This is a genomic window from Curtobacterium pusillum, assembly GCF_013359865.1.
Classification (GTDB): Bacteria; Actinomycetota; Actinomycetes; order Actinomycetales; family Microbacteriaceae; genus Curtobacterium; species Curtobacterium pusillum.
The window spans coordinates 82,086-104,103 of sequence record NZ_JABMCE010000085.1 but is presented as its reverse complement, the minus strand read 5'-3'; the positions used below and the strand labels follow the sequence as shown (position 1 = coordinate 104,103).

16 protein-coding genes are annotated in these 22,018 nt (G+C 69.0%); 10 read left to right on the top strand and 6 right to left on the bottom strand.

Annotated elements, in window-relative coordinates; translation table 11 throughout:
* Window positions 1-104: 104 nt before the first annotated feature.
* Genes HP507_RS15205 through HP507_RS15190 form a run of 4 tightly spaced genes read left to right on the top strand, consistent with a single transcriptional unit; the run spans window position 105 to window position 5,368 of the window.
* A complete protein-coding gene (locus HP507_RS15205; RefSeq protein ID WP_175352636.1) occupies window positions 105-2,087 on the top strand; it encodes a glycoside hydrolase family 127 protein in 1,983 nt (660 codons plus the stop codon).
* Between the two features lie 4 nt (window positions 2,088-2,091).
* Window positions 2,092-3,399, top strand: a complete 1,308-nt coding sequence (locus HP507_RS15200; protein WP_175352635.1) for an ABC transporter substrate-binding protein — start codon at window positions 2,092-2,094, stop codon at window positions 3,397-3,399.
* Window positions 3,400-3,433: 34 nt separating this feature from the next.
* Window positions 3,434-4,411 carry a carbohydrate ABC transporter permease gene (locus HP507_RS15195; RefSeq protein WP_175352634.1) on the top strand — a complete coding sequence of 326 codons (978 nt, stop codon included), beginning with the start codon at window positions 3,434-3,436 and terminating at the stop codon, window positions 4,409-4,411.
* Between the two features lie 3 nt (window positions 4,412-4,414).
* The gene (locus HP507_RS15190; RefSeq protein ID WP_175352633.1) at window positions 4,415-5,368 is read left to right on the top strand and encodes a carbohydrate ABC transporter permease; all 954 of its coding nucleotides are present in this window, start codon (window positions 4,415-4,417) and stop codon (window positions 5,366-5,368) included.
* Window positions 5,369-5,463: 95 nt separating this feature from the next.
* Here HP507_RS15190 and HP507_RS15185 read toward each other — a convergent pair whose 3' ends face one another.
* The gene (locus HP507_RS15185; RefSeq protein WP_175352632.1) at window positions 5,464-6,513 is read right to left on the bottom strand and encodes a LacI family DNA-binding transcriptional regulator; all 1,050 of its coding nucleotides are present in this window, start codon (window positions 6,511-6,513) and stop codon (window positions 5,464-5,466) included.
* A gap of 181 nt (window positions 6,514-6,694) precedes the next feature.
* Here HP507_RS15185 and chvE point away from each other — a divergent pair, with 181 nt between their 5' ends.
* The 3 genes from chvE to mmsB all read left to right on the top strand — a co-directional run bounded on the left by chvE (window position 6,695) and on the right by mmsB (window position 10,649).
* Entirely contained in the window at window positions 6,695-7,825 is a 1,131-nt protein-coding gene (chvE, locus tag HP507_RS15180; RefSeq protein ID WP_175352631.1) for a multiple monosaccharide ABC transporter substrate-binding protein, read from the top strand.
* 102 nt (window positions 7,826-7,927) lie between these two features.
* Window positions 7,928-9,481, top strand: a complete 1,554-nt coding sequence (gene mmsA / locus HP507_RS15175; RefSeq protein WP_175352630.1) for a multiple monosaccharide ABC transporter ATP-binding protein — start codon at window positions 7,928-7,930, stop codon at window positions 9,479-9,481.
* Entirely contained in the window at window positions 9,468-10,649 is a 1,182-nt protein-coding gene (gene mmsB, locus HP507_RS15170; RefSeq protein WP_175352629.1) for a multiple monosaccharide ABC transporter permease, read from the top strand. The genes mmsA and mmsB overlap by 14 nt, the downstream gene beginning before the upstream one ends.
* A 104-nt stretch (window positions 10,650-10,753) precedes the next feature.
* Here mmsB and HP507_RS15165 read toward each other — a convergent pair whose 3' ends face one another.
* The 4 genes from HP507_RS15165 to HP507_RS15150 all read right to left on the bottom strand — a co-directional run bounded on the left by HP507_RS15165 (window position 10,754) and on the right by HP507_RS15150 (window position 16,026).
* Complete coding sequence (locus HP507_RS15165) at window positions 10,754-12,589, bottom strand: glycoside hydrolase family 35 protein (protein ID WP_175352628.1); 1,836 nt, start codon at window positions 12,587-12,589, stop codon at window positions 10,754-10,756.
* Between the two features lie 71 nt (window positions 12,590-12,660).
* The gene (locus HP507_RS15160; RefSeq protein WP_175352627.1) at window positions 12,661-13,995 is read right to left on the bottom strand and encodes an ABC transporter substrate-binding protein; all 1,335 of its coding nucleotides are present in this window, start codon (window positions 13,993-13,995) and stop codon (window positions 12,661-12,663) included.
* Between the two features lie 97 nt (window positions 13,996-14,092).
* A complete protein-coding gene (locus HP507_RS15155) occupies window positions 14,093-15,094 on the bottom strand; it encodes a carbohydrate ABC transporter permease (RefSeq protein ID WP_217508843.1) in 1,002 nt (333 codons plus the stop codon).
* Window positions 15,091-16,026, bottom strand: a complete 936-nt coding sequence (locus HP507_RS15150) for a carbohydrate ABC transporter permease (protein WP_175352626.1) — start codon at window positions 16,024-16,026, stop codon at window positions 15,091-15,093. The genes HP507_RS15155 and HP507_RS15150 overlap by 4 nt, the downstream gene beginning before the upstream one ends.
* A 184-nt stretch (window positions 16,027-16,210) precedes the next feature.
* Between HP507_RS15150 and HP507_RS15145 the strand changes: the two genes are divergently transcribed.
* Window positions 16,211-17,197 carry a LacI family DNA-binding transcriptional regulator gene (locus tag HP507_RS15145; RefSeq protein WP_175352821.1) on the top strand — a complete coding sequence of 329 codons (987 nt, stop codon included), beginning with the start codon at window positions 16,211-16,213 and terminating at the stop codon, window positions 17,195-17,197.
* Between the two features lie 651 nt (window positions 17,198-17,848).
* On the opposite strand, the gene arfA is transcribed toward HP507_RS15145, so the two are convergent.
* A complete protein-coding gene (gene arfA / locus HP507_RS15140; RefSeq protein ID WP_175352625.1) occupies window positions 17,849-19,360 on the bottom strand; it encodes an arabinosylfuranosidase ArfA in 1,512 nt (503 codons plus the stop codon).
* Window positions 19,361-19,629: 269 nt separating this feature from the next.
* On the opposite strand from arfA, the gene HP507_RS15135 reads away from it, so the two are divergent.
* A complete protein-coding gene (locus HP507_RS15135) occupies window positions 19,630-20,979 on the top strand; it encodes an extracellular solute-binding protein (RefSeq protein ID WP_175352624.1) in 1,350 nt (449 codons plus the stop codon).
* Between the two features lie 72 nt (window positions 20,980-21,051).
* Entirely contained in the window at window positions 21,052-22,017 is a 966-nt protein-coding gene (locus HP507_RS15130) for a carbohydrate ABC transporter permease (RefSeq protein ID WP_175352623.1), read from the top strand.
* The last annotated feature ends 1 nt before the right edge of the window (window position 22,018 follow it).

Here is a 22,018-nt window from a genome sequence, read left to right as displayed (position 1 = left end):
GCAAGCCGCAGGAAGACGCCCTTGCGCGCCTCCGGCACGTGTCGTAGCGTCGGCGCCAGAAACCGTTTTCCGAAAACGGCGAAGTCACATCGCAAGGAGGCGACATGACCACCACGCTCGCGACGGACAGCCGCGCGCACACCGCGACGCCGGTCCTCCCGACCGCCGACGCGCACCTCACGCTCCGGCCGTTGCCCACGGGCGATGCCCGGATCACCGGCGGCTTCTGGGCGCTCCGGCAGGAGCGGAACGGCCGCGACGCGATCCGGGGCGGGTACGCCCTGCTCGAGGCCGCCGGGAACTTCCGGAACCTCCGGATCGCGGCCGGCCTCGAGACCGGCGACGCGACGGGTCCGATCTTCATGGACTCCGACGTGACGAAGTGGCTCGAGGCGGTGGCGTGGGAGTACGGCCGCGCCCCGTCGGACGACCTGCTCGACCTGCAGCGCGAGGTCACGGCCCTGTACGCGCAGGCCCAGGCCGAGGACGGCTACCTCGACTCCGTGCAGCAGATCCGCGGGAAGGGCGAGCGCTACACCGACCTCAAGTGGAGCCACGAGATGTACTGCGCCGGGCACCTGTACCAGGCCGCCGTGGCACAGCACCGCGCGACGGGTGACACCGGCCTGCTCGAGGTGGCGATCAAGAACGCCGACCACCTCGTCCGCACGTTCGGGCCGGGAGCCGATCACAAGCAGGACATCGACGGCCACCCCGTCGTCGAGATGGGCCTGGTCGAGCTCTACCGCGAGACCGGCAACCGCGACTACCTCGACCTCGCACACTGGTTCGTCGACGCCCGCGGTCACGGCATCATCGAGCGCGCCGGCGGCGAGCCCACCTACTTCTCGGACCGTGTCCCGAGCCGCGAGGCGACGACGGTCGAGGGCCACGCGGTCCGCGCCGTGTACCTGGCCGCGGGAGCCGTCGACGTCGCGATCGAGACCGGCGACGCCGAGCTCCTCGCCGCGAGCGAGCGCCAGTTCGCCGACATGATGGCGACGAAGGCGTTCATCACCGGCGGCCTCGGCGCGCGCTGGGACTGGGAGGCGTTCGGCGACCCGTACGAGCTCCCGACCGACCGAGGCTACGCCGAGACCTGTGCCGCGATCGGCGGCATCCAGTGGGCCTGGCGCCTGCTCCTGGCGACCGGGAAGCCCGTGTACGCCGACGCGATCGAGCGCCTGCTGTACAACGCGTTCCTCGCGGGCGTGAGCCTCGCGGGCACCGAGTACTTCTACGTCAACCCGCTCCAGCAGCGCGACCACGCGCACCAGGACGAGAACCGCTCCCCCGCGCACGGCCGCCGCGGTTGGTTCGACTGCGCGTGCTGCCCACCGAACATCATGCGGACGTTCGCGAGCCTCGACGGCTACCTGGCCACCGCCACGGACGGCGGCCTGCAGGTGCACCAGTACGCGACCGCCTCGCTGGGGAGCGTGGAGATCGAGACCGGGTACCCGCACGACGGCCACGTGGTCGTCACGGTCACGCAGGACGGTCCGCTCGCCCTCGGGCTCCGGATCCCGGCCTGGTCGGACACGACGACCGTCTCGGGCGCCGGCGGCGAGGCGAACCCCGCTCCCGGCACGCTGCACGTCATCGACCGCGAGTGGACCGCCGGCGACACCGTCGAGCTCGTCTTCGACACGACGCCGCACCGGTACGTCGCGGACGCCCGCATCGACGCCGCCCGCGGCCAGGTCGCGATCGAGCGCGGTCCGCTCGTGTACGCGGTCGAGCAGGCGGACCAGCAGGGCTTCACGGTCGACGACCTGACGGTCGACGCGGATGCGCCGATCACCGAGGAGCGCCAGGACGGCCTCCTCGACGGCGTCGTCACGCTGCGCGTCCCGGGGCACGCCCCGGCGGAGCACGTGCAGGCAGCGTGGCCGTACCGTCGTCTGGACGCGAGCCGTCCAGGAGGCGCGGATCACGCAGTGGACGCGACCAGCGTCGACGACGCGGCCGGGTCCGACGGAGCCACACCCCACCTCCAGGACGTCACCGCGACCGCGGTCCCGTACTACGCCTGGGCCAACCGCGGAGCCGCGCCGATGCGCGTCTGGCTCCCGCTGGCGCGGTGACGTGATGGACCGCAGAGCATTCCTCGCCGGCGGTCTCGCCGGTGGTGCGGCACTCGCCCTGGCGGGGTGCTCCGGCACCCTGCCCAAGGTCGACGCGAAGGTGGCCAGCTTCGGCCGGAACGCGACCGGCACCGTGCACGTCTGGTGCCGCTCCGCGACCCAGGCCGGGCTCACGGCCGCCGTCGCCGGGTTCAACAAGGCGAACCCGAACCTCCAGGTCGAGCTGACCCCGGTGCCGGACGCGCAGTACGTGACGAAGCTCGCGACCGCGATCCGCGGGGGTGAGCCGCCGGACGTCGTGGACATCGACGACATCAACTCGCAGCTGTTCATCTTCCGCGAGGCGTTCGCCGACCTCACCGACGTCGTGAAGGGACTCGACTACTTCGACGAGATCTCGCCCGGACACCTCCGTCTGCTGGAGTACCGGGACCGGTACTACGGGCTGCCGTACCTGGCGGACAACTCGCAGTTGTTCGTCAACACGGAGCTGTTCGAGAAGGCCGGGCTCGACGTCGAGGAGTCGACGAAGGACCTCTCCACGCTGCTCGACGCGGCGAAGGCGATCCGGAAGGTCGGCGACGACGTCTACGGGTGGTCGATCTCCGGCAACGCCGCGGGCATCATCGGCTTCGTCACGCAGCCGCACGTCTGGGCCACCGGAGTCGACATGATGTCGGGCGAGGTCGGCTCACAGAAGGCGAACATCACCGGCAACGAGGCCCTCGAACGGATGCTCGAGTTCTACCGTCAGCTCTGGAAGGACGGGGTCCTCTCGAAGGCGACGTACTCCGATGCCGGCACGACCTGGGGCGCCGACTTCCGGGCCGGCAAGGTCGGCATCTTCCCGAGCTCGTACGGCGCCACCGTACCCGCCGCCACGAAGGCGATGCGAGCGAAGATGCAGACGGTGCTCATCCCGTCGTGGGACGGCAAGCGGTCGTTCTTCGACGGCGGCGACAACATGTGCATCCCGAACGGCGCGCCGAACCCGTCCGGCGGCTGGGCGTTCATGCAGTACGCGAACGGACTCCAGCAGCAGCAGGCACTCCCCGACGGCGGCTACTTCCCGACGCGGTCGGACGCCGCCACCCCCGCGTACCGGAAGAAGTACCCGCTCGCGTTCGGCCCGCTGGACGCCATCGACAAGGGCTACGCGCCGCAGACGCTCGCGTACAACCTGCTCAACAACCAGCCGTCGTCGCCGTACTTCGCGATGTTCCGTCAGGCGGTGTTCGGGTCCGGGACGGCGGCCGCCATGAAGACGGCGCAGTCCGAGTACCAGCGCATCCTCGACCAGGTCCAGGCCTGACCCCTTCGTCTCGATGCACAGAGAGGTGCACGTCATGTCGACCATCACCACCCGCGGCTCCGCCGACGGCGGGGCCAGAACCGGCCGTCGGACCGGAGCCGGCCGGCCCACTGTCGGCCGCGGACGTTCCGGCCCGTCACGGAGCTCGCTCACGCACCCGCCAGGCACCGGCGCCGTGCTCGTCACCCCGGCGATCGTGTTCGTCGCGGTGTTCGTCCTCGCCCCACTCGTGTTCGCGCTCTACATCTCGTTCACGAACTGGCCGCTGATCGGCCCGTACCGGTTCATCGGCCTGCAGAACTACCTCACGCTGTTCCAGGACCCGACGTTCGTGCACGCCATCGGGTACACGCTGCTGTACACGGCGATCGTCACCGTGCCGATCCTGGCGCTCGGGTACTTCCTCGCCGTGCTCGTGCGCGCCCGCCGTCGTGGGAGCACCCTGCTTCGGACGGTGTTCTTCCTGCCGTACGTCGTCGGGCTCACCACGCTGTCGTTCATGCTCGTGCTCGAGGCCCAACCGAACTCCGGCGCCGTGAACATGGTGCTCCGGTGGCTCGGGATCACCGACGGCAGCACCGCCTGGCTCGTGAACGGGCCGCTCGCGACACTGCTCATCTGCGTGCTCGTGGTCTGGGCTGTGTCCGGACTGACCATGGTGCTGCTCATGTCGGCGATGCAGGGCATCCCGGACGAGGTGTACGAGTCCGCGCAGCTCGAGGGCGCCTCGTGGTGGCAGACCGAACGGCTCATCACGCTCCCGATGATCCGGTCGACCATCGCCCTCAGCGTGATCATCTCGGTGATCGGGTCGCTGCTCGCGTTCAACCAGTTCTACATCCTCACGCAGGGCGGACCGGGCACCGAGACCACGACCATCGTCAACGCGATCTACAACCGCGGGTTCGTGAACCTGCAACTCGGTGCGGCGACGGCGGAATCGATCGCGCTCGTCGTCGTCATCGCGGCCGTCACGGTGTTCCAGTTCTGGGCACTCCGAGAGAAGGACTGAGCCATGAGCACCACGACCACACCGTCCACCATCGCGGCCGCCGACCTGTCGACCCGCACGGTCACCACGGCCGGGGACGGCGGACGCCGCCGTCGGCACCAGGGCAGCGTCCGTCACCCGCGGGACACCGCGGTCAAGCGCACCCTGTACGTGATCGCCGGCGTCGGCTCCGTCCTGGTCTTCGCCGTCCCCCTCATCTGGTCGATCCTGCGGGCCTTCCAGTCCGAGGCCGTCATCACGCAGGCGCCGGACGCGGCGACGTTCTTCCAGCTCGGCTGGCAGAACTTCGCCGCGGTGTTCAGCTCGTCGTCGCACCTGCTCTCGGGTGTCGTCAACTCGCTGATCGTGTCCATCTCGACCGCCGTGCTCACCGCGGTGATCGCGACGATGGCCGGGTACGGGTTCGCGCGGTTCCGGTTCCGTGGTTCCGGCATCGTGTTCGGGCTCGTGCTGTTGACGATGATGGTGCCGTTCCAGGCGATCCTCACGCCGCTGTACCTCGAGCTGAACGCGATGAAGCTGACGAACTCGCTGCTCGGGCTCGTGCTCTTCTACACGACGGTGAACCTGCCGTTCGGGGTGTTCGTGATGCGGAACGCCTTCGAGTCGATCCCGACCGAGCTCGAGGACTCGGCCTTCGTCGACGGGGCCTCCCGCTTCCGGGTGGTCGTCTCGGTGCTCCGTCCCCTGCTCCTGCCCGGCGCCGCGACCGCTGCGCTGTACGCGTTCCTGGCGTCGTGGACGGAGTTCCTCGGGGCGCTGACCTTCCTGACGAAGGACTCGCTCTACACGCTGCCCGTCGCGCTGCTCAACCTGCAGACGGGGGCGTACGGGCAGGTGTCGTACGGGAACCTCGTCGCCGGGTCGGTGGTGGCGATGATCCCGTGCATCGCGCTCTACGTCGGGCTGCAGCGGTTCTACGTCGCGGGCCTGTCGTCGGGGGCGTTGAAGGGCTGACGCGGCCCGGTGCCGGACGGGAGGCGCGGTGCGGGGTCGACCCGCGCCTCCCGTCCGGCACGCACGTGCGCCCTGCGCCGGAGCGGGCAGTTCACCTACGCGCTGCGCCGGACGATGAGCTCCGGGACGAGCAGCGTCTCGTCGCGGGGCTCCCCCTCGACGAGCGCCCGGACGGTCTCGAGCACCCGCTCCCCCATCGCCCGGAAGTCCTGCCGCACGGTGGTGAGCGGCGGGGTGAAGTGCGCGGCCTCGGGGACGTCGTCGAACCCGACGACGGCGATGTCGTCCGGAACCCGGAGCCCCTCGTCGGCGAACGCGTGCAGCACGCCGAGCGCCATCTGGTCGTTCCCGGCGAAGACCGCGTCGACGGTGTGCACGTCGATCGTCCGCGCCGCCGCGAAGCCGCTCGCGGGCGTCCAGTCGCCGTCGAGCACGATCGGTTCCAGGCCCGCGTCGCGCATGATCCGGTCGTACGTCGTCCGGCGCACCTCGGACTCCTGGGAGACGCCGGGGCCCGCGATGTGCACGATCCGCCGGTGCCCGTGCTGGAACAGGTGCTGCATCACGAGCGAGGTGCCGGCCGCCTGGTCGATCGCGACCGCGGCGACGCTCGGCGCGACCGGGGCCCGGGCGGCGTCGCGTTGCACCGCGTTCGCCACGACGACGGGCACCGTGACGGGGACCGTCAGCGACGCGAGGGCGTCGAGCACCCGGTTGTCGGCGGCGACGAGGACGATCGCGGCGACGTCCTGCGCGAGCAGGGTCGTGAGCGCGTTCGACAGGTCGACGGGGCGCGGGTCGTCGGGCAGTGTCGACAGCAGCACGTGGTAGCCGGCCGACCGGGCCGCCCGTTCGAAGCCGATCGCGGTGCTCGACGGGCCGTACAGGGCGTCGCCCGCGGTGATGATGCCGAGGGCGCGGCTGCGTCCGCCGGCGAGGGCCCGGGCGGCGGCGCGGGGACGGTACCCGAGCTCGACGACGGCGTCGGACACCTGCGCGCGGTACTGCTCGCGGACCGTCGGGTCGCCGTTGATCACGCGGGAGACGGTCTGGTGCGAGACCCCGGCGCGCTCGGCGACGTCGAAGATCGTGGGTGCCTTGCGGCGTCTGCCGCCGGCGTCCCCGAGCGCGGTCGTGGTCGTCACGTCGCCAACCGTACCGCGCAGTACGACGGACGCGGCAAGATCCCGAAACGGTCACGATGAGTTGACAGGCTGCCACGGAACCCACGTGTGTGAGCGCTCACATGAGCATCACTCCGGAGGAGCGGCGTCGCTCCCCACCCGAGCGCGTCGACGACGACGCGAGAGGAACAGAGGTACTTCGATGATGAAGCGCAGGATCGTCGCGGGGGTCGCGGCCCTCGGCATCGCTCTCTCCCTGGCCGCGTGCTCCGCGGGTGGACGTGCGTCCACCGACAGCAGCGGCAGCAGCGACTCGAACAAGGGCGCCCTCGTCGGCGTCGCCATGCCGACCAAGGTGTCGGAGCGCTGGATCAAGGACGGCAACGCCGTGAAGTCCGACCTCGAGAAGGCCGGCTACAAGGTCGACCTGGAGTACGCGGACAACAAGATCCCGCAGCAGGTCCAGCAGGTCAGCAACATGATCACGAAGGGCGCGAAGGTCCTCATCGTCGCGTCCATCGACGGCGGATCGCTCTCCGACCAGCTCGACGCCGCCGCCAAGGCCGGCATCAAGGTCATCTCCTACGACCGCCTGCTGACCGGCAACAAGAACGTCGACTACTACGTGTCGTTCGACAACGAGAAGGTCGGCGTGGACCAGGCGAACTCGCTGCTCACCGGCCTCGGCGTCCTCGACGCGGACGGCAAGAAGACCGGTGAGAAGGGACCGTTCAACATCGAGGTCTTCGCCGGTTCGCTCGACGACAACAACGCGAGCTTCTTCTTCAACGGCGCGATGAAGACCCTCAAGCCGTACCTCGACGACGGCACGCTGAAGATCGGCTCCGGGCAGGACCAGCTCTCCCAGGCCGCCACGCAGCAGTGGGACCCGGCGACCGCCAAGGCCCGCATGCAGAACCTCATCGCGAAGTCGTACTCCGGCGGCACCACGCTGAACGGCGTGCTCTCCCCGTACGACGGCATGTCGATCGGCATCATCTCGGCACTCCAGGGCGCCGGCTACGGCACCTCTGACCGTCCGCTGCCGACCATCACCGGTCAGGACGCCGAAGCGGCCTCGGTGAAGTCGATCATCGCCGGCCAGCAGTACTCCACCATCTACAAGGACACCCGCAAGCTCGCGAAGCAGTCCGCGACGATGGCCGAGGACCTGCTGTCGGGCAAGAAGCCCGAGGTCAACGACACCAAGACCTACGACAACAAGGTCAAGGTCGTCCCGACCTTCCTCTTCCAGCCCACCGTGGTCACGAAGGACAACTACAAGGAGATCCTCGTCGACTCGGGGTACTACACCGAGGCCGACCTCAAGTAGGACGCACCCCACCATCGGACTGGAGGCGCGGTGCCAGACCGCACCGCGCCTCCAGTCCGCCCATCCTGCGCGCGTCGGCGCGCACCACGGAAAGCGGTCCACATGGCGGACACCATCCTCGAGATGCGTGACATCACCAAGACGTTCCCCGGGGTCAAGGCCCTGCAGGGGGTCTCGATCCAGGTCGAACGCGGCCAGGTCCACGCGATCTGCGGCGAGAACGGCGCCGGCAAGTCCACCCTGATGAAGGTACTGTCCGGGGTCTACCCGCACGGCACGTTCGACGGCGAGATCCTGCTCGACGGGTCACCCGTGCAGTTCGGCGACATCAACGACTCGGAAGCAGCCGGCGTCGTGATCATCCACCAGGAGCTCGCGCTGAGCCCCTTCCTCTCGATCGCCGAGAACATCTTCCTCGGCAACGAGCGGTCCAAGGGCGGCTTCATCGACTGGAACAAGACGAACCTCGCCGCGGCGGAGCTGCTGCAGCGCGTCGGTCTGAAGGACAACCCGGTCACGAAGATCGTCGACATCGGCGTCGGCAAGCAGCAGCTCGTCGAGATCGCGAAGGCGCTGTCGAAACGGGTGAAGCTCCTCATCCTCGACGAGCCGACCGCGGCGCTCAACGACGACGACTCCGCGCACCTGCTCGACCTCATCCGGTCGCTGCAGGCCGAGGGCATGACGGCGATCATCATCAGCCACAAGCTCAACGAGATCAAGGCGATCGCGGACAAGGTCACGATCATCCGCGACGGCAAGACCATCGAGACGCTCGACATGCACGGCGACGAGGTGTCCGAGGACCGGATCATCCGCGGCATGGTCGGCCGCGACCTGTCGAACCGGTACCCCGTGCGGGAGAACCCGGTCATCGGCGAGGAGCTGCTCCGGATCGAGGACTGGACCGTCCACCACCCGCTCGACTCGTCGCGCGAGATCATCCACCAGGCGAACCTCAGCGTCCGGGCGGGCGAGATCGTCGGCATCGCCGGGCTCATGGGGGCCGGCCGCACCGAGCTCGCGATGAGCGTCTTCGGGCAGTCGTACGGCACCGGGATCACCGGCACCGTCTACAAGCGCGGCACGCCGGTGAAGACCCACACCGTGACGCAGGCGATCGACAACGGCATCGCGTACGTCACCGAGGACCGGAAGCGGTACGGCCTCAACCTCATCGACGACATCAAGCGGAACATCTCCGGATCGGCGCTCGGGAAGCTCGCGAACTGGGGCTTCGTGAACGCGTCGCAGGAGACCACCGTCGCCGGGCAGTTCCTCAAGAACCTCAACATCAAGGCGCCGAACGTCGACGTCGTCACCGGGAAGCTGTCCGGCGGGAACCAGCAGAAGGTCGTCCTGTCGAAGTGGATGTACGCCGACCCCGACGTCCTCATCCTCGACGAACCCACCCGCGGCATCGACGTCGGCGCGAAGTACGAGATCTACACGATCATCAACAGTCTGGCGGACCAGGGGAAGGGGATCGTCGTGATCTCCTCCGAGCTCCCCGAGCTGCTCGGCATCTGTGACCGCATCTACACGCTCTCCGAGGGCACCATCACCGCCGATGTGCCCCGCTCCGAGGCCACGCCCGAGGTCCTCATGCAGTACATGACCCAGGAACGGGAGACCCCTGTCAATGAACGCGCTTAAGTCCGCCGCCGGCTACCTCACCGGGCAGCTCCGACAGATCGGCCTGTTCATCGCGCTGATCGTCATCGTCATCTTCTTCCAGGTGACGACGAACGGCATCACGCTCGCGCCGATCAACGTCTCGAACCTGATCGTCCAGAACAGCTACATCCTCATCCTCGCCATCGGCATGGTGATGGTCATCATCGCCGGGCACATCGACCTGTCCGTCGGATCGGTGGTCGCCTTCACGGGCGCGATGGCGGGCGTGATGATCACCCAGTGGCACGTGCCGTGGCCGATCGCGGTCGTGCTCTGCCTCGTCATCGGTGCCCTCGTCGGCGCCTGGCAGGGGTTCTGGATCGCGTACTTCGGGATCCCGGCGTTCATCGTGACCCTCGCGGGCATGCTCGCCTTCCGCGGCGCCGCGCAGATCGTGCTGCAGAACCAGCAGATCTCGCCGTTCCCGGACGGCTTCCGGTCGCTCGGCTCCGGCTTCCTGCCGTCGTTCGGCACCACCGGGTACGAGCCGCTCACGATGATCCTCGGCTTCGCCGCCGCTGCCGTCATGGTGATCGCTGCCTTCCGCGGACGCGCCACCCGGCGGAAGTACCAGCTCGAGAGCGAGCCGTTCGCGTGGTTCATCGTGAAGACGGCGTTCGGCGCCGTGCTCGTGATCTACGTCGCGCTCCTGCTCGCCAGCTACAACGGCACCCCGATCGTGCTCGTCGTGCTCGGCGCCCTCGTGGTGATCTACTCGGTCGTCATGCGGAGCGCGGTGTTCGGCCGCCACATCTACGCCATCGGTGGGAATGCCCTGGCGGCGCAGCTGTCCGGCGTGAAGACGAAGCGCGTCACGTTCCTGCTCTTCGTGAACATGGGCGTGATCTCGGCGCTGGCCGGCGTCGTGTTCACCGGGCAGCTCAACCTCGCCTCGCCCAGCGCCGGCAACGGGTTCGAGCTCGACGCCATCGCCGCGGTGTTCATCGGCGGCGCGGCGGTCACGGGTGGCATCGGCACGGTGCCGGGCGCGATCGTCGGTGGTCTCATCATCGGCATCCTGAACAACGGCATGTCGATCCTCGGTGTCGGCACGGAGTTCCAGTCGCTCATCAAGGGCCTGGTGCTGCTCGCCGCCGTGGCGTTCGACGTGTTCAACAAGCGCCGGGCGGCGTCCGCGCGCAAGTAGCGGTTCGAACCGCGCGCCCAAGACTCGGGCTGGGCGACACATCTCGTGCTTCGGCGCGTGAGAACTGTCGCCCAGGCCGAGACTCGGCGCGGCGGCGGTGCGGATCAGGCCTCCGTGTGGCCCAGATCCGGCTCGGTGCGCAGGCACACCGTGCGTGACGCCGCGGCGTGCAACTCGAGGACGACGACCTCGTTCCGTCCCGGGCGGAGCACCGGCCCGGGGACCGCGAGGGTGTGCTGGGGCCCGCGGGACCAGAACCGGCCGAGGCAGAACCCGTTGACCCAGGCAACACCCTTCCGGAACCCGTCGAGGCACAGGAACCGATCGTCCGTCTCCGCGAGGTCGAACGAGCCCGTCGCGAACGCCGGACCGGCGAGCACGTCGCCGTCGGTGGGCTCGATCGCAGCGAGGACGTCGACCGCGGCGGGTGCCAGCGGGTCGAGGCCGAGCGGTGACGCGATCCAACGCGCGAGCGTGACACCGTCGACGGCCACTCCCCCGATCAGGCCCTTCGGCTCACCGATGCGGGGGCCGTAGTCGACGCGGCCCTGGTCCTCGACGAGGAGCTCGAGTGTGCCGGAGACGGGCGGCAGCGCGATCGCGCGGTCGTGGTGTTCGCGCTCCAGGACGCCGACGACGGTGCCGTCGACGGAGACGATCGCACGATCGCGGACCTCGGTGCCGACCGTGAGGACACCGCCGGAGGGCAGGTCGACCTCGGCGCGGTACAGCACGAAGCCACTGGCAGCACCGAGCGCGTCGAACGTCGGCGGGTCGTCGTGCGTGGACCAGCTGGTGAGCGCGGGCAGCAGGGAGCGGAGCGACGCGACACGGTCGAGACGGACGGCGATGTCCGAGGCGGGGGCGACCCGCGCCTCCAGGCCGACACCGCCGACACCGCCGACGCGGCCGGAGAGGCGACCCGATCCCCCGGGCTCCATCGACGCCGGCAGCGGCGGCACCGGCGCGTAGCGCGCGATCACCGATCGGAACGCGTGGAACTTCGGAGTCGGCCGCCCTGCCTCGTCGAGCGGGGCGTCGTAGTCGTACGACGTCGCGATCGGCCGGTACACGCCCTTGTCGTTCGCGCCGTTCGTGAAGCCGAAGTTCGTGCCGCCGTGGAACATGTAGATGTTGACGGAGCCGCCGGCGGCGAGCAGGTCTTCCAGGTCCGAAGCACTCGCGGCGGCGGACGTGGTGTGGTGGTGCTCGCCCCAGCTGTCGAACCAGCCGTCCCAGAACTCGGAGCACATGAGCGGACCGGTCGGCTGGGCCCGTCGAAGACGTTCGAGACGCTGTGCGGAGCGGGACCCGAACGACCCGGTCTTGTGCAGTGACGGAAGCGAACCGTCCTCGAGCATGGTGTCCATCGGCTGGTCGACGCTCGTGAACGGGACGGTCAGCCCGATGTCGCGGTGCATCTGCTCGAGCGCGCGGAGGTAGGCGGGGTCGGAGCCGTACGCGCCGTACTCGTTCTCGACCTGGACGAGGACGATCGGGCCGCCCTGGTCGATCTGGCGCGGGACGAGGACCGGCGCGAGCTGCTCCAGGTAGCGCTGCACCGCGGCGAGGAACTGCGGCTCGTTGCGACGCACGCCGACGGTGCCGTCCGCGAAGAGCCAGTACGGCAGTCCGCCGTTCGTCCATTCGGCGCAGATGTAGGGACCGGGCCGGACGATGGCGTGCATGCCCTCGGCGGCGACGAGGTCGAGGAACCGGCCGAGGTCGAGGCCGCCGGCGAGATCGAAGACACCCGGCTGCGGAGCGTGCGCGTTCCAGGCGACGTACGTCTCGATGGTGTTGAGCCCCATCAGCTTCGCCTTGCGGATCCGGTCCGCCCAGAGATCGGGGTGCACGCGGAAGTAGTGGATCGCGCCGGACAGGATCCGGTGCGGCTCGCCGTCGAGCAGGAAGTCGGTGTCGCCGATGGCGAAGCGCATGGAGTGACTCTTTCAGGAGTCGGGGCCGTGCGGAAGCATCCGCACGGCCCCGAGGGTGGAGGTGGAGCGGGTTACTTCGACGTGACCGTGAAGCCCTGGTCCTTGCCGTACTTCGCGAGGGCCTTCTGCCAGGCCTCGAGACCGCTCTCGAGCGAGGTGCCGTTCTCGTACGACTGCCCGACGGTGTCCGCGTAGACGCTGTTCGCGTACACCTGGTACGGCAGGTAGGTGAAGTCGTTGTCGGACGACTTCGACGCGTCGACGAGGACCTTGTTGATCTGCTGACCGCCGAAGTACGCCGGCTTCTCGTCGAGGAACGCGCTCGAGTCCAAGTCAGCGGTGGTGGACGGGAACCCGCCGGACTTCATGAAGACCTTGGTGGACTCCTTCGACGAGTTCAACCACTTGAGGAAGCCTGCGGCGAGGGCCGGGTTCTTCGACTGCTTCAGGACCGCCTCGGCGCTGCCACCGTTGTTCGCGGTCTGAGCGGTGCCGCCGTCGTAGGTCGGCATGGGCGCGACCCGCCAGTCACCGCTGGCGTCGGCGACGCTCGCCTCGAGGTTGCCGGGCATCCACGCACCGGTGATGAGCGTGGCGATCTGGCCGTTGCCGAGCTGCTTGTACCAGTCGTCACTCCATCCGACCGTCTTCGACAGCAGACCCTGCTCGACGAGCTGGTCCCAGGTCTTGGTCCACTTCTTCGTGCCGGCGTCGGCGAGGTTGATCGTGACCTTGTCGCCCTTGGTGGTGAACGGCGTGCCACCGGCCTGGGCGATCATGCTGGTGGTGAAGCCGGCGTCGCCGGAGTCCGCCGTGATGTAGGCGTTCGGGTCGGCGGCGTGCAGCTTCTTCGCCGCGGCCACGTACTCGTCCCAGGTCTTCGGCACGGCGATGCCGTACTTGTCGAACACCGTCTTGTTGTAGAACAGCGCCATGGGGCCGGAGTCCTGCGGGAGACCGTAGACCTTGCCGTCGAGGTCGACCGAGCTCCACGTGCTCGCGGCGAACTTGTCCTTCAGGTCGCCGAAGCCGTACGACGACAGGTCGAGGAGCGAGTCGGACAGCGCGAACTGGGGCAGGGCGTAGTACTCGACCTGGGCGACGTCGGGAGCCCCCGAGCCGGCCTTGATCGTGTTCTGCAGCTTCGTGTACTGATCTGCGCCGGTGCCCGCGTTGACCAGCTTGACCTTCACCTTGGGGTAGGCCTTCTCGAACGCGGCCACCTGGTCCTTCGCGGACGGGGTCCACGACCAGTAGGTGAGCGTGCCGCCCTTCTCCAGTGCCTTGTCGATGTCGTCGGACGAACCGCCGGAGGACGAACCGCCGGAGGAGCAGGCGGCCAGGGCGATCGCGGCGGTGACGCCGATGGCGAGGGCGCTGAGCCCGCGCCGGATGCGCTTGTGCATTCGGGTGCCTTTCACTTCTTCGTGTTGGGGGTGGTGCTGCTGTGGAGGGGACCTGGAGGCGCGTGGCGGAGTCGCCTCGCGCCTCCCGTCCGACGGATCAGGCCTTGACGGATCCGGCCGCGAGGCCGGACTGCCAGAAGCGCTGGAGGAAGAGGAACGCGACCACGATCGGGATGATCGTGAGGAGCGATCCGGTGACGACGAGGTTGTAGATCGGCTGCGCGCCGGAGCCGGTGGCCTGCGCGTTCCACTGGTTCAGGCCGACCGTGAGCGGGTACCACTTCGGGTCGCTCAGCATGATGAGCGGCAGGAAGTAGTTGTTCCAGGTGGCGACGACCGCGAACAGCAGGACCGTGACGACACCGGGCGCCAGCAGACGGAGAGCGATGGTGAAGAAGATGCGGAACTCGCCGGCGCCGTCCATGCGGGCGGCTTCGAGGAGCTCGGCGGGGATCGCATCGACCGCGTACGTCCAGACGAGGTACATGCCGAACGGGCTGATCAGCGACGGCAGGATGATCGCCCACGGGGTGTTCGTCAGGCCGAACTGGGAGAAAAGCAGGAACGTCGGGACGGCGAGCGCGGTGCCGGGGACGGCGATCGCGCCGAGGACCACGGCGAACACGGCTCGACGGCCGGGGAACTGGAACTTCGCCATGCCGTACCCGGCGATCGTGGCGAGCATGGTCGCGCCGCCGGCACCGACGACCACGTAGAGCAGCGTGTTGCCGAGCCACTGGACGAAGATGCCGTCGTTGTACGTCAGGGTGTCGATGATGTTCTGCCAGAGGTTGAACTTCCCGCCGAACCACAGGCCGAACGTCGACAGCAGCGAGGCCTGCGTCTTCGTGCTGTTCACGAGCAGGTAGAACAGCGGCGCGAACGAGTAGACGACGAAGACGACCATCACGGCGGTGAGGAGGCCGGAGCGTTTCTGCTTGCGCCCGCCCTCCGCGTTGCGGAGCCGTCGGGCGCTGGTGGGCCTGGAGGCGCGGCTCGCCCGGAAGCGCGGGTCGCGCTGCGTCGTGGTCGCCTCGGTGACCGTGGCGGGCGCGGTCGCGCCGGTCCCGCCGGTCGCGGGGTGCTGCAGGGTGCTCATCGGTTCTCCTGGCGGGTTCCGCGGACCTGGACGACGTAGGCGATCACGGCGGTGATGACACCCATGACGATCGCGACCGTGGCGGAGTAGTTGAACTGCTGACCGCTGAAGGACAGCGAGTAGGCGTACATGTTCGGGGTGAAGGCGCTGCCGATGACGTTCGGGGCGAGGGTCTTCAGCAGGTTCGGCTCGTTGAAGAGCTGGAAGCTGCCGATGATCGAGAAGATCGTGGCGATCACCATCGGGCCGCGGAGGGCCGGGAGCTTGATCGACCAGACGGTTCGCAAGGGGCCGGCACCGTCGAGCTCGGCGGCTTCGTACAGGTCGCCGGGGACGACGCGGAGTGCGGCGTAGAAGATGAGCATGTTGTAGCCGAGGAACTCCCACGTGACCACGTTCCCGATCGACGTGAGGACCCAGCCCGGGCTGAACGGCTGGAGCAGGTCGATCCCGAGCGCGTGGTTCGCGGCGCCGGTCAGCCCGAACTGGTTCCCGTAGATGAAGCCCCAGATGAGCGCCGCGACGACGCCGGGGACGGCGTACGGCAGGAAGACCGCGATGCGGAAGAACGACGTGCCCCAGAGTCGGGCGCTGTCGAGGGCGAGCGCGGCGACGAGCGCGAGGCCGAGCATGATCGGCACCTGCACGAGGAGGAACAGAACGACCCGACCGAGCCCGGACCAGAACTTCGCGTCTTGGAAGAGCTGCACGTAGTTGGCGAACCAGACGAACTGGTTGCCGCCGATGAGCTGATCACGGAACAGACTGAGCCAGAGGGCGTACCCGATCGGGACGATGAGCATCGCGACGAGGACGATCACGAACGGGCCCACGAAGAGCCATCCGGTGTACCGGCCGCGCGGCCTGGCGCGGCGCCGCGGTGGCACGGCCGGAGGGGCGACTCCGGCTCCGCGCGCTTCGAGCGTGCTCATGTGACTCCCTTGTCGTGCTGCATTCGGGTTCGTTCTATGTTGACGTCAACATCGAACGCGGCGACGATAGCATGGCAACGTCAACATGCGCTAGCGTTCGGGGATGCCGGTGTTCTCCCTCCGGCGCTGGACAGAAGGGGCGCACGTGACGACCGAGCTGTCCGCCACCCGTCGTTCCCCGTCGATGGCCGCCGTGGCGGAAGCCGCCGGCGTCTCGATGCAGACGGTGTCCCGCGTCGCCCGAGGGTTCGACAACGTCTCGCCGGAGACCCGCGACCGGGTGCGGCGCGTGATGGACGACCTCGGCTACCGGCCGAACCGCGCCGCCCGAGCCCTTCGGTCCGGGCGCTTCCGCACGATCGGCGTGATCATGTTCACCCTCGCGTCGTACGGCAACATGCGCACGCTCGAGGCCATCGCCGACGCCGCCGGCGCCGCGGACTTCACGATCACCCTGCTGCCGATGGCCTCCCGCACCGAGGAAGGCGTCCGCTCGGCCTTCTCGCGCCTGCACGAACAGGCCGTCGATGGGGTCGTGATCATCATCGAGTCGCACATCATCGACACGGCCGAAGTCGTCCTGCCCGACGGCGTCCCGATGGTCGTGGTCGACTCCACCGGCACGACGCAGCACCCGGCGATCGACACCGACCAGGCCGACGGCGCGCGGCAGGCGACACAGCACCTGCTCGACCTCGGGCACGAGACCGTCTGGCACGTGGCAGGGCCCGAGTCGTCGTACTCCGCCGCACGACGTCTCGCCGCCTGGCAGGCCACGCTCGAGGCCGCCGGGCGAACCGTCCCGCCGATCTTCCACGGTGGCTGGAGCGCCGAGTCGGGCTATCGTGCCGGGCTCACGATCGCGGGTCGGCCAGAGATCACCGCCGTCTTCGCCGCGAACGACCAGACCGCGCTCGGTGTGCTCCGGGCCGCCCACGAGCTCGGTCGCGCCGTGCCGGAGACGCTGAGCGTGGTGGGCTTCGACGACTCCCCCGAGTCCGACTCGTTCTGGCCGCCGCTCACCACCGTGCACCAGTCCTTCGACGAGGTCGGGCAGCGCGCGGTGACCAGCCTGCTCGCACAGATCGAGGGCGAAGACGTCAGCCGTGTCGACGACCTCGTCCCGGTGCGTCTGGTGGTCCGGTCGAGCACGGCTGCACCGCCGGTCTGACCTCCGGGCGGACCGCCGCGTCGTGCGGGACGGTTGCGGAAACCCGCGCCGACCGGAGGCCCGGTCCGGTCGCGAGGCGCAGCGCCGCCGGGCCGCCAGCCGCGAAAGCGACACTAACCCGCCAAACTTCCGCGCACGTCTGTCGCGCTCGCGGGACAGAACCACGCCGACCCCGGCACGGTGTCGCTTTCGCGCACCGAGCGCGACCCCCCGCCGGACGGGAGGCACGGCGCCCGCCCGCCCCGCGCCTCCCGGCCCGCCGACCGCGAAAGCGACACGAACCCGCCAAGCTTCCGCGCACATCTGTCGCTCGCGGGACAGACCCACGCCGATCCCGGCACGGTGTCGCTTTCGCGCACCGAGCGCGCCCACCCGCCGGACGGGAGGCACGGCGCCCGCCCGCCCCGCGCCTCCTGGCCCGCCGACCGCGAAAGCGACACGAACCCGCCAAACTTCCGCGCACATCTGTCGCGCTCGCGGGACAGACCCACGCCGACGCCGGCACGGTGTCGCTTTCGCGCACCGAGCGCGACAAGCGCACCGAGCCCGCCCGCCCGCCGCCCCCGCGCACGGCAGAGGGCGCCGGCCCGCGCTGCGGCCCGACGCCCTCTGTGCTCACTCGACGCCCGCCGCAGCGTGCGCCGAGGCGCTTCAGCCGATCGACACGGCGGTCCAGGAGACCGGGGGCAGCTCGATCGTGACGGTGTCGCCCTCGCGGTGGACGCTCTCGTTGGTCCGCAGGCCAACGCGCGTCGTGTTCGCCAGGTCGTTCACGGCGTGCACGTCGTCATCCCAGACGCCCTCTGCTCGGACCTCGGCGTCACCGGCGGCACCGAGGCCGGCCAGGTCGATCGTGACGGTCGTCGCCTCGGAGGGGTGCCGGTTGACGAGGAACACCGCGACGGCGCCGTCCTCCGACACCGTGGCCGCCGAGTCCACGACCGGGACCTCGCCGTACTTGCCCCCGTCGACCGTGTCGCCCGAGGTCTTCACCTGCAGCGAGGTGCCCTGCGCGAGGCGCGACGTGAGCGAGAACGGGAAGAAGGTGGTCTGGCGCCAGGCCGGCCCACCGGGCTCCGTCATGATCGGGCCGATCACGTTGACGAGCTGCGCGAGCGATGCCGAGGCCACGCGGTCGGCGTGACGGAGGAGCGAGATGAGGAGCCCGCCGACCACGACCGCGTCGGCGACGGTGTAGACGTCCTCGAGGAGGCGCGGGGCGACCGGCCACTCCTCGAGCGTGAACTCCCTTGCCTGCTCGTGCCACTTCGTGATCGACCAGACGTTCCACTCGTCGAACGAGATGTCGATCCGCTTGTCGGACTTCTTCTGCGCCTGCACGTGGTCCGCGGCGGTCGTGACCGTCTTGATGAAGTGGTCCATGTTGACGCCCGAGGCGAGGAACGAGGCGAGGTCGCCGTCCTCCTCGTAGTAGGCGTGCGCGGAGATGTAGTCGACGTCGTCGTAGGTGTGCTCCAGGACGGTGCGCTCCCACTCGCCGAACGTCGGCATCGAGGCCCCGGACGAACCGCAGGCGACGAGCTCGAGGTCGGGCTGGATCTGTCGCATGGCCTTGGCGGTCATCGCGGCGAGCTTGCCGTAGTCGTCGGCGTTCTTGTGGCCGAGCTGCCACGGTCCGTCCATCTCGTTGCCGAGGCACCACATCTTGATGGCGAACGGCTCGTTGCGGCCGTTCGACCGTCGGTACTCGGACAGCGCGGTGCCGGCGTCGATGTTCGCGTACTCGAGCAGCTCGATGGCCTCGGCGGTGCCGCGGGTGCCGAGGTTCACGGCGAGCATGAGCTCGGAGCCGACCAGGTCGAGCCAGTGCTGGAACTCGTGCAGGCCGACCTCGTTGGTCTCGGTGGAGTGCCACGCGAGGTCGAGGCGGCGGGGACGCTCCGACACCGGACCGACGCCGTCCTCCCACTTGTACCCGGAGACGAAGTTGCCGCCGGGGTAGCGGATGGCGGAGACGCCGAGCTCCTTGACGAGCTCGACGACGTCGCGGCGGAAGCCCTGTTCGTCGGCGGTCTCGTGGGCGGGCTCGTGGATGCCGTCGTAGACGTGGCGTCCGAGGTGTTCGACGAACCCGCCGAACAGGCGACGTCGCACCGGCCCCACGGTGAACGCGGCGTCGAGGACGAGGTGTGTGCGGGGCATGGATCTCCTTCGATCGTGCGAGCGGGTCGTACGGGGAGCGGGACGACCGGACGGTGTACCGAGTCGCACCGTCACAAAAGTGAGCGCTCACCCACGAGAAACGCTACCCGGTTCCGCGCCAGCGCGAAAGGGGTGGCGGATGATGGGAGCGAGCGCTAATGTGAGCGCTCACGGAGCACCGACCCGCTGCTCCGTGTGCAGAGCAGCGATGCTCTGGCCCGGAGCACCGACCCTGTTCCGGTCTCGGCCCGTCCCGATGGAGTGATGCCATGCCGATCCGACCAGCAACACCCGCGACGCGACTCTCGCGCCGCGGCTTCCTCGCCGCCGGAGCAGCGGCCGCGACGGTCCTGCCGCTCGCAGCGTGCTCGAGCCCGATCGCAGCCGGGCTCGCCGGAAGCGCCCTCAACCCCGAGACGCTCGTCTTCTGGAACCTCTTCGGCGGCGGCGACGGCGCGCGCATGCAGACGATGGAGGCCGGGTACGCCAAGCAGCACGGCGGATCGTCCTCGCTGCAGGCCACGACCTTCGCCTGGGGCAACCCGTACTACTCGAAGCTGACACTGGCCACCGTCGGGAACAAGCCACCGGACGTCGCGATCTCCCACCTCACCCGGGCGAAGCCGCTCTGGGACGGGGACCTGCTCGACCCCATCACGAGCGACGACCTGGCGAGCGTCGGGCTCAGCGCCAGCGACTTCAACCAGAAGGCCTGGGCCGCGCAGAAGACCGACGGGAAGAACGTCGCGATCCCGCTCGACACCCACCCCTTCGTCCTGTTCTACAACGTTGACATCTGCCAGAAGGCGGGCCTGCTCGACGGTGACGGCAAGCTCAAGGACCTGTCCGGCATGGACGCGTTCGAGAGCGCCCTGGCCGCGGTCTCGAAGGTCACCGGCGGCGGCGCGCTCAACGTCGCGAACGTCAGCGAGACGGCGACGCCGTGGCGCTTCTTCTGGACGCTCTACAACCAGATCAACGGAGCCACCCCGTTCCTCAGCGACGGCGGCGCGAAGCTGACGGTGAACGAGGACGCCTACAACGAGGTGACCAGCCGCACCCAGAAGTGGGTCAAGCAGGGCTGGCTCAACAAGGGCCTCGACTACGCGACCGCCCAGACGCTGATGTTCACCGGCAAGGTGGGCTTCTTCATGCAGGGCGAGTGGGAGATCAGCACGGCCCAGTCCGTCAAGGGCCTGAAGTTCGGCATGGCACCGGTCCCGCAGCTGTACGACAAGCCCGCCACCCAGGCGGACTCGCACACGTTCGTGCTCCCCCGCAAGGACCGGACGCCCGAGCAGCGCAAGCAGGCGATGCTGTTCATCAAGCAGATGCTCGAGCAGAGCATGACCTGGGCCGAGGGCGGCCACGTGCCCGCCTACATGCCGACGTTCGACAGCACCGCCTACAAGAAGCTGACGCCGCAGTCGAACTACGCCGCCGCCGCGGAGACCGCCGTCTTCGACGACGCCGCCTGGTACGGCGGTTCCGGATCGACCTTCGAGAACACCGTCGGCGCGCAGCTCGCGCTCGTCCAGCAGGGCACGTCACCGGCGACAGCACTCAAGGCGATCAAGGACCAGCTGTCGACGTACCTCAACACCCCGAGCCCGCTGTGAACGGGCACGCGAACACCGCGGACGACGCGGGCACCGCCAACGACGTGAACACCGCGCGAAAGGCACGATGACGTGACTGCAGCACCAGTCCTGACCCGTCCCACGGATGCGAGCACCGCTCCGCGACGGCTCCGCACCTACCGGACCAGTCTCACCCGCGGCCAGGGCCGCAGCGGATGGCTGTTCCTCGCCCCCTTCGGCCTGTTCTACCTGGCCTTCCTGCTCGGCCCGACGATCTGGATGATCGTCACGAGCTTCTTCAACACCTCGACCGTCCGCACCGGACTCGGCAGCTTCGCCGGGTTCGCGAACTACGCGGAGATGCTCGGGCGCGCCGACTTCTGGTCGTCGCTCTGGCACACGCTGCAGTTCACGCTCTACACGACGCCGCCGCTCGTCATCCTGGCGTTCATCTTCGCCGTGCTGACGAACCGGATGAACCGCGGCCAGTGGTTCTTCCGGCTGGCGTTCTTCCTGCCGTTCATCCTGCCGTCGGCGACGATCTCCCTCATCTGGGTGTTCATCTTCACGCCGAGCACCGGGCTCTGGGCGAGCGTGCAGTCGTTGTTCGGCATGACCCCGGGCTCCGGTGTCCTGTCGAGCCCGAACACGGCGATGATCGGCGTCGCGATCGCCACCGTGTGGTGGACGCTCGGGTTCAACTTCGTCCTCTACCTCGCCGGGCTCCAGGAGATCCCGCGCGAGTTGTACGAAGCGGCCGCCGTCGACGGTGCGTCGAACTGGCAGCAGATCAAGTCGATCACGCTGCCGCTCCTCGGCCGCACGACGACGCTGGTCATCCTGCTGCAGATCATCGCGAGCCTGAAGATCTTCGACCAGGTCTACCTGATGACGAACGGCGGCCCGGGCATCTCCACCCAGGTCTCGCTGCAGCTCATCACCGGCGTCGGCTTCACCGACAACCGGCTCGGCGCGGCCTCGGCCGCGTCGGTGCTCCTGTTCATCGTGATCGTCGCGATCGCGGTCATCCGGCAGATCGTCGAGCGCGCTGCCGCCAAGCGAGAGATCGGGGCCTGAC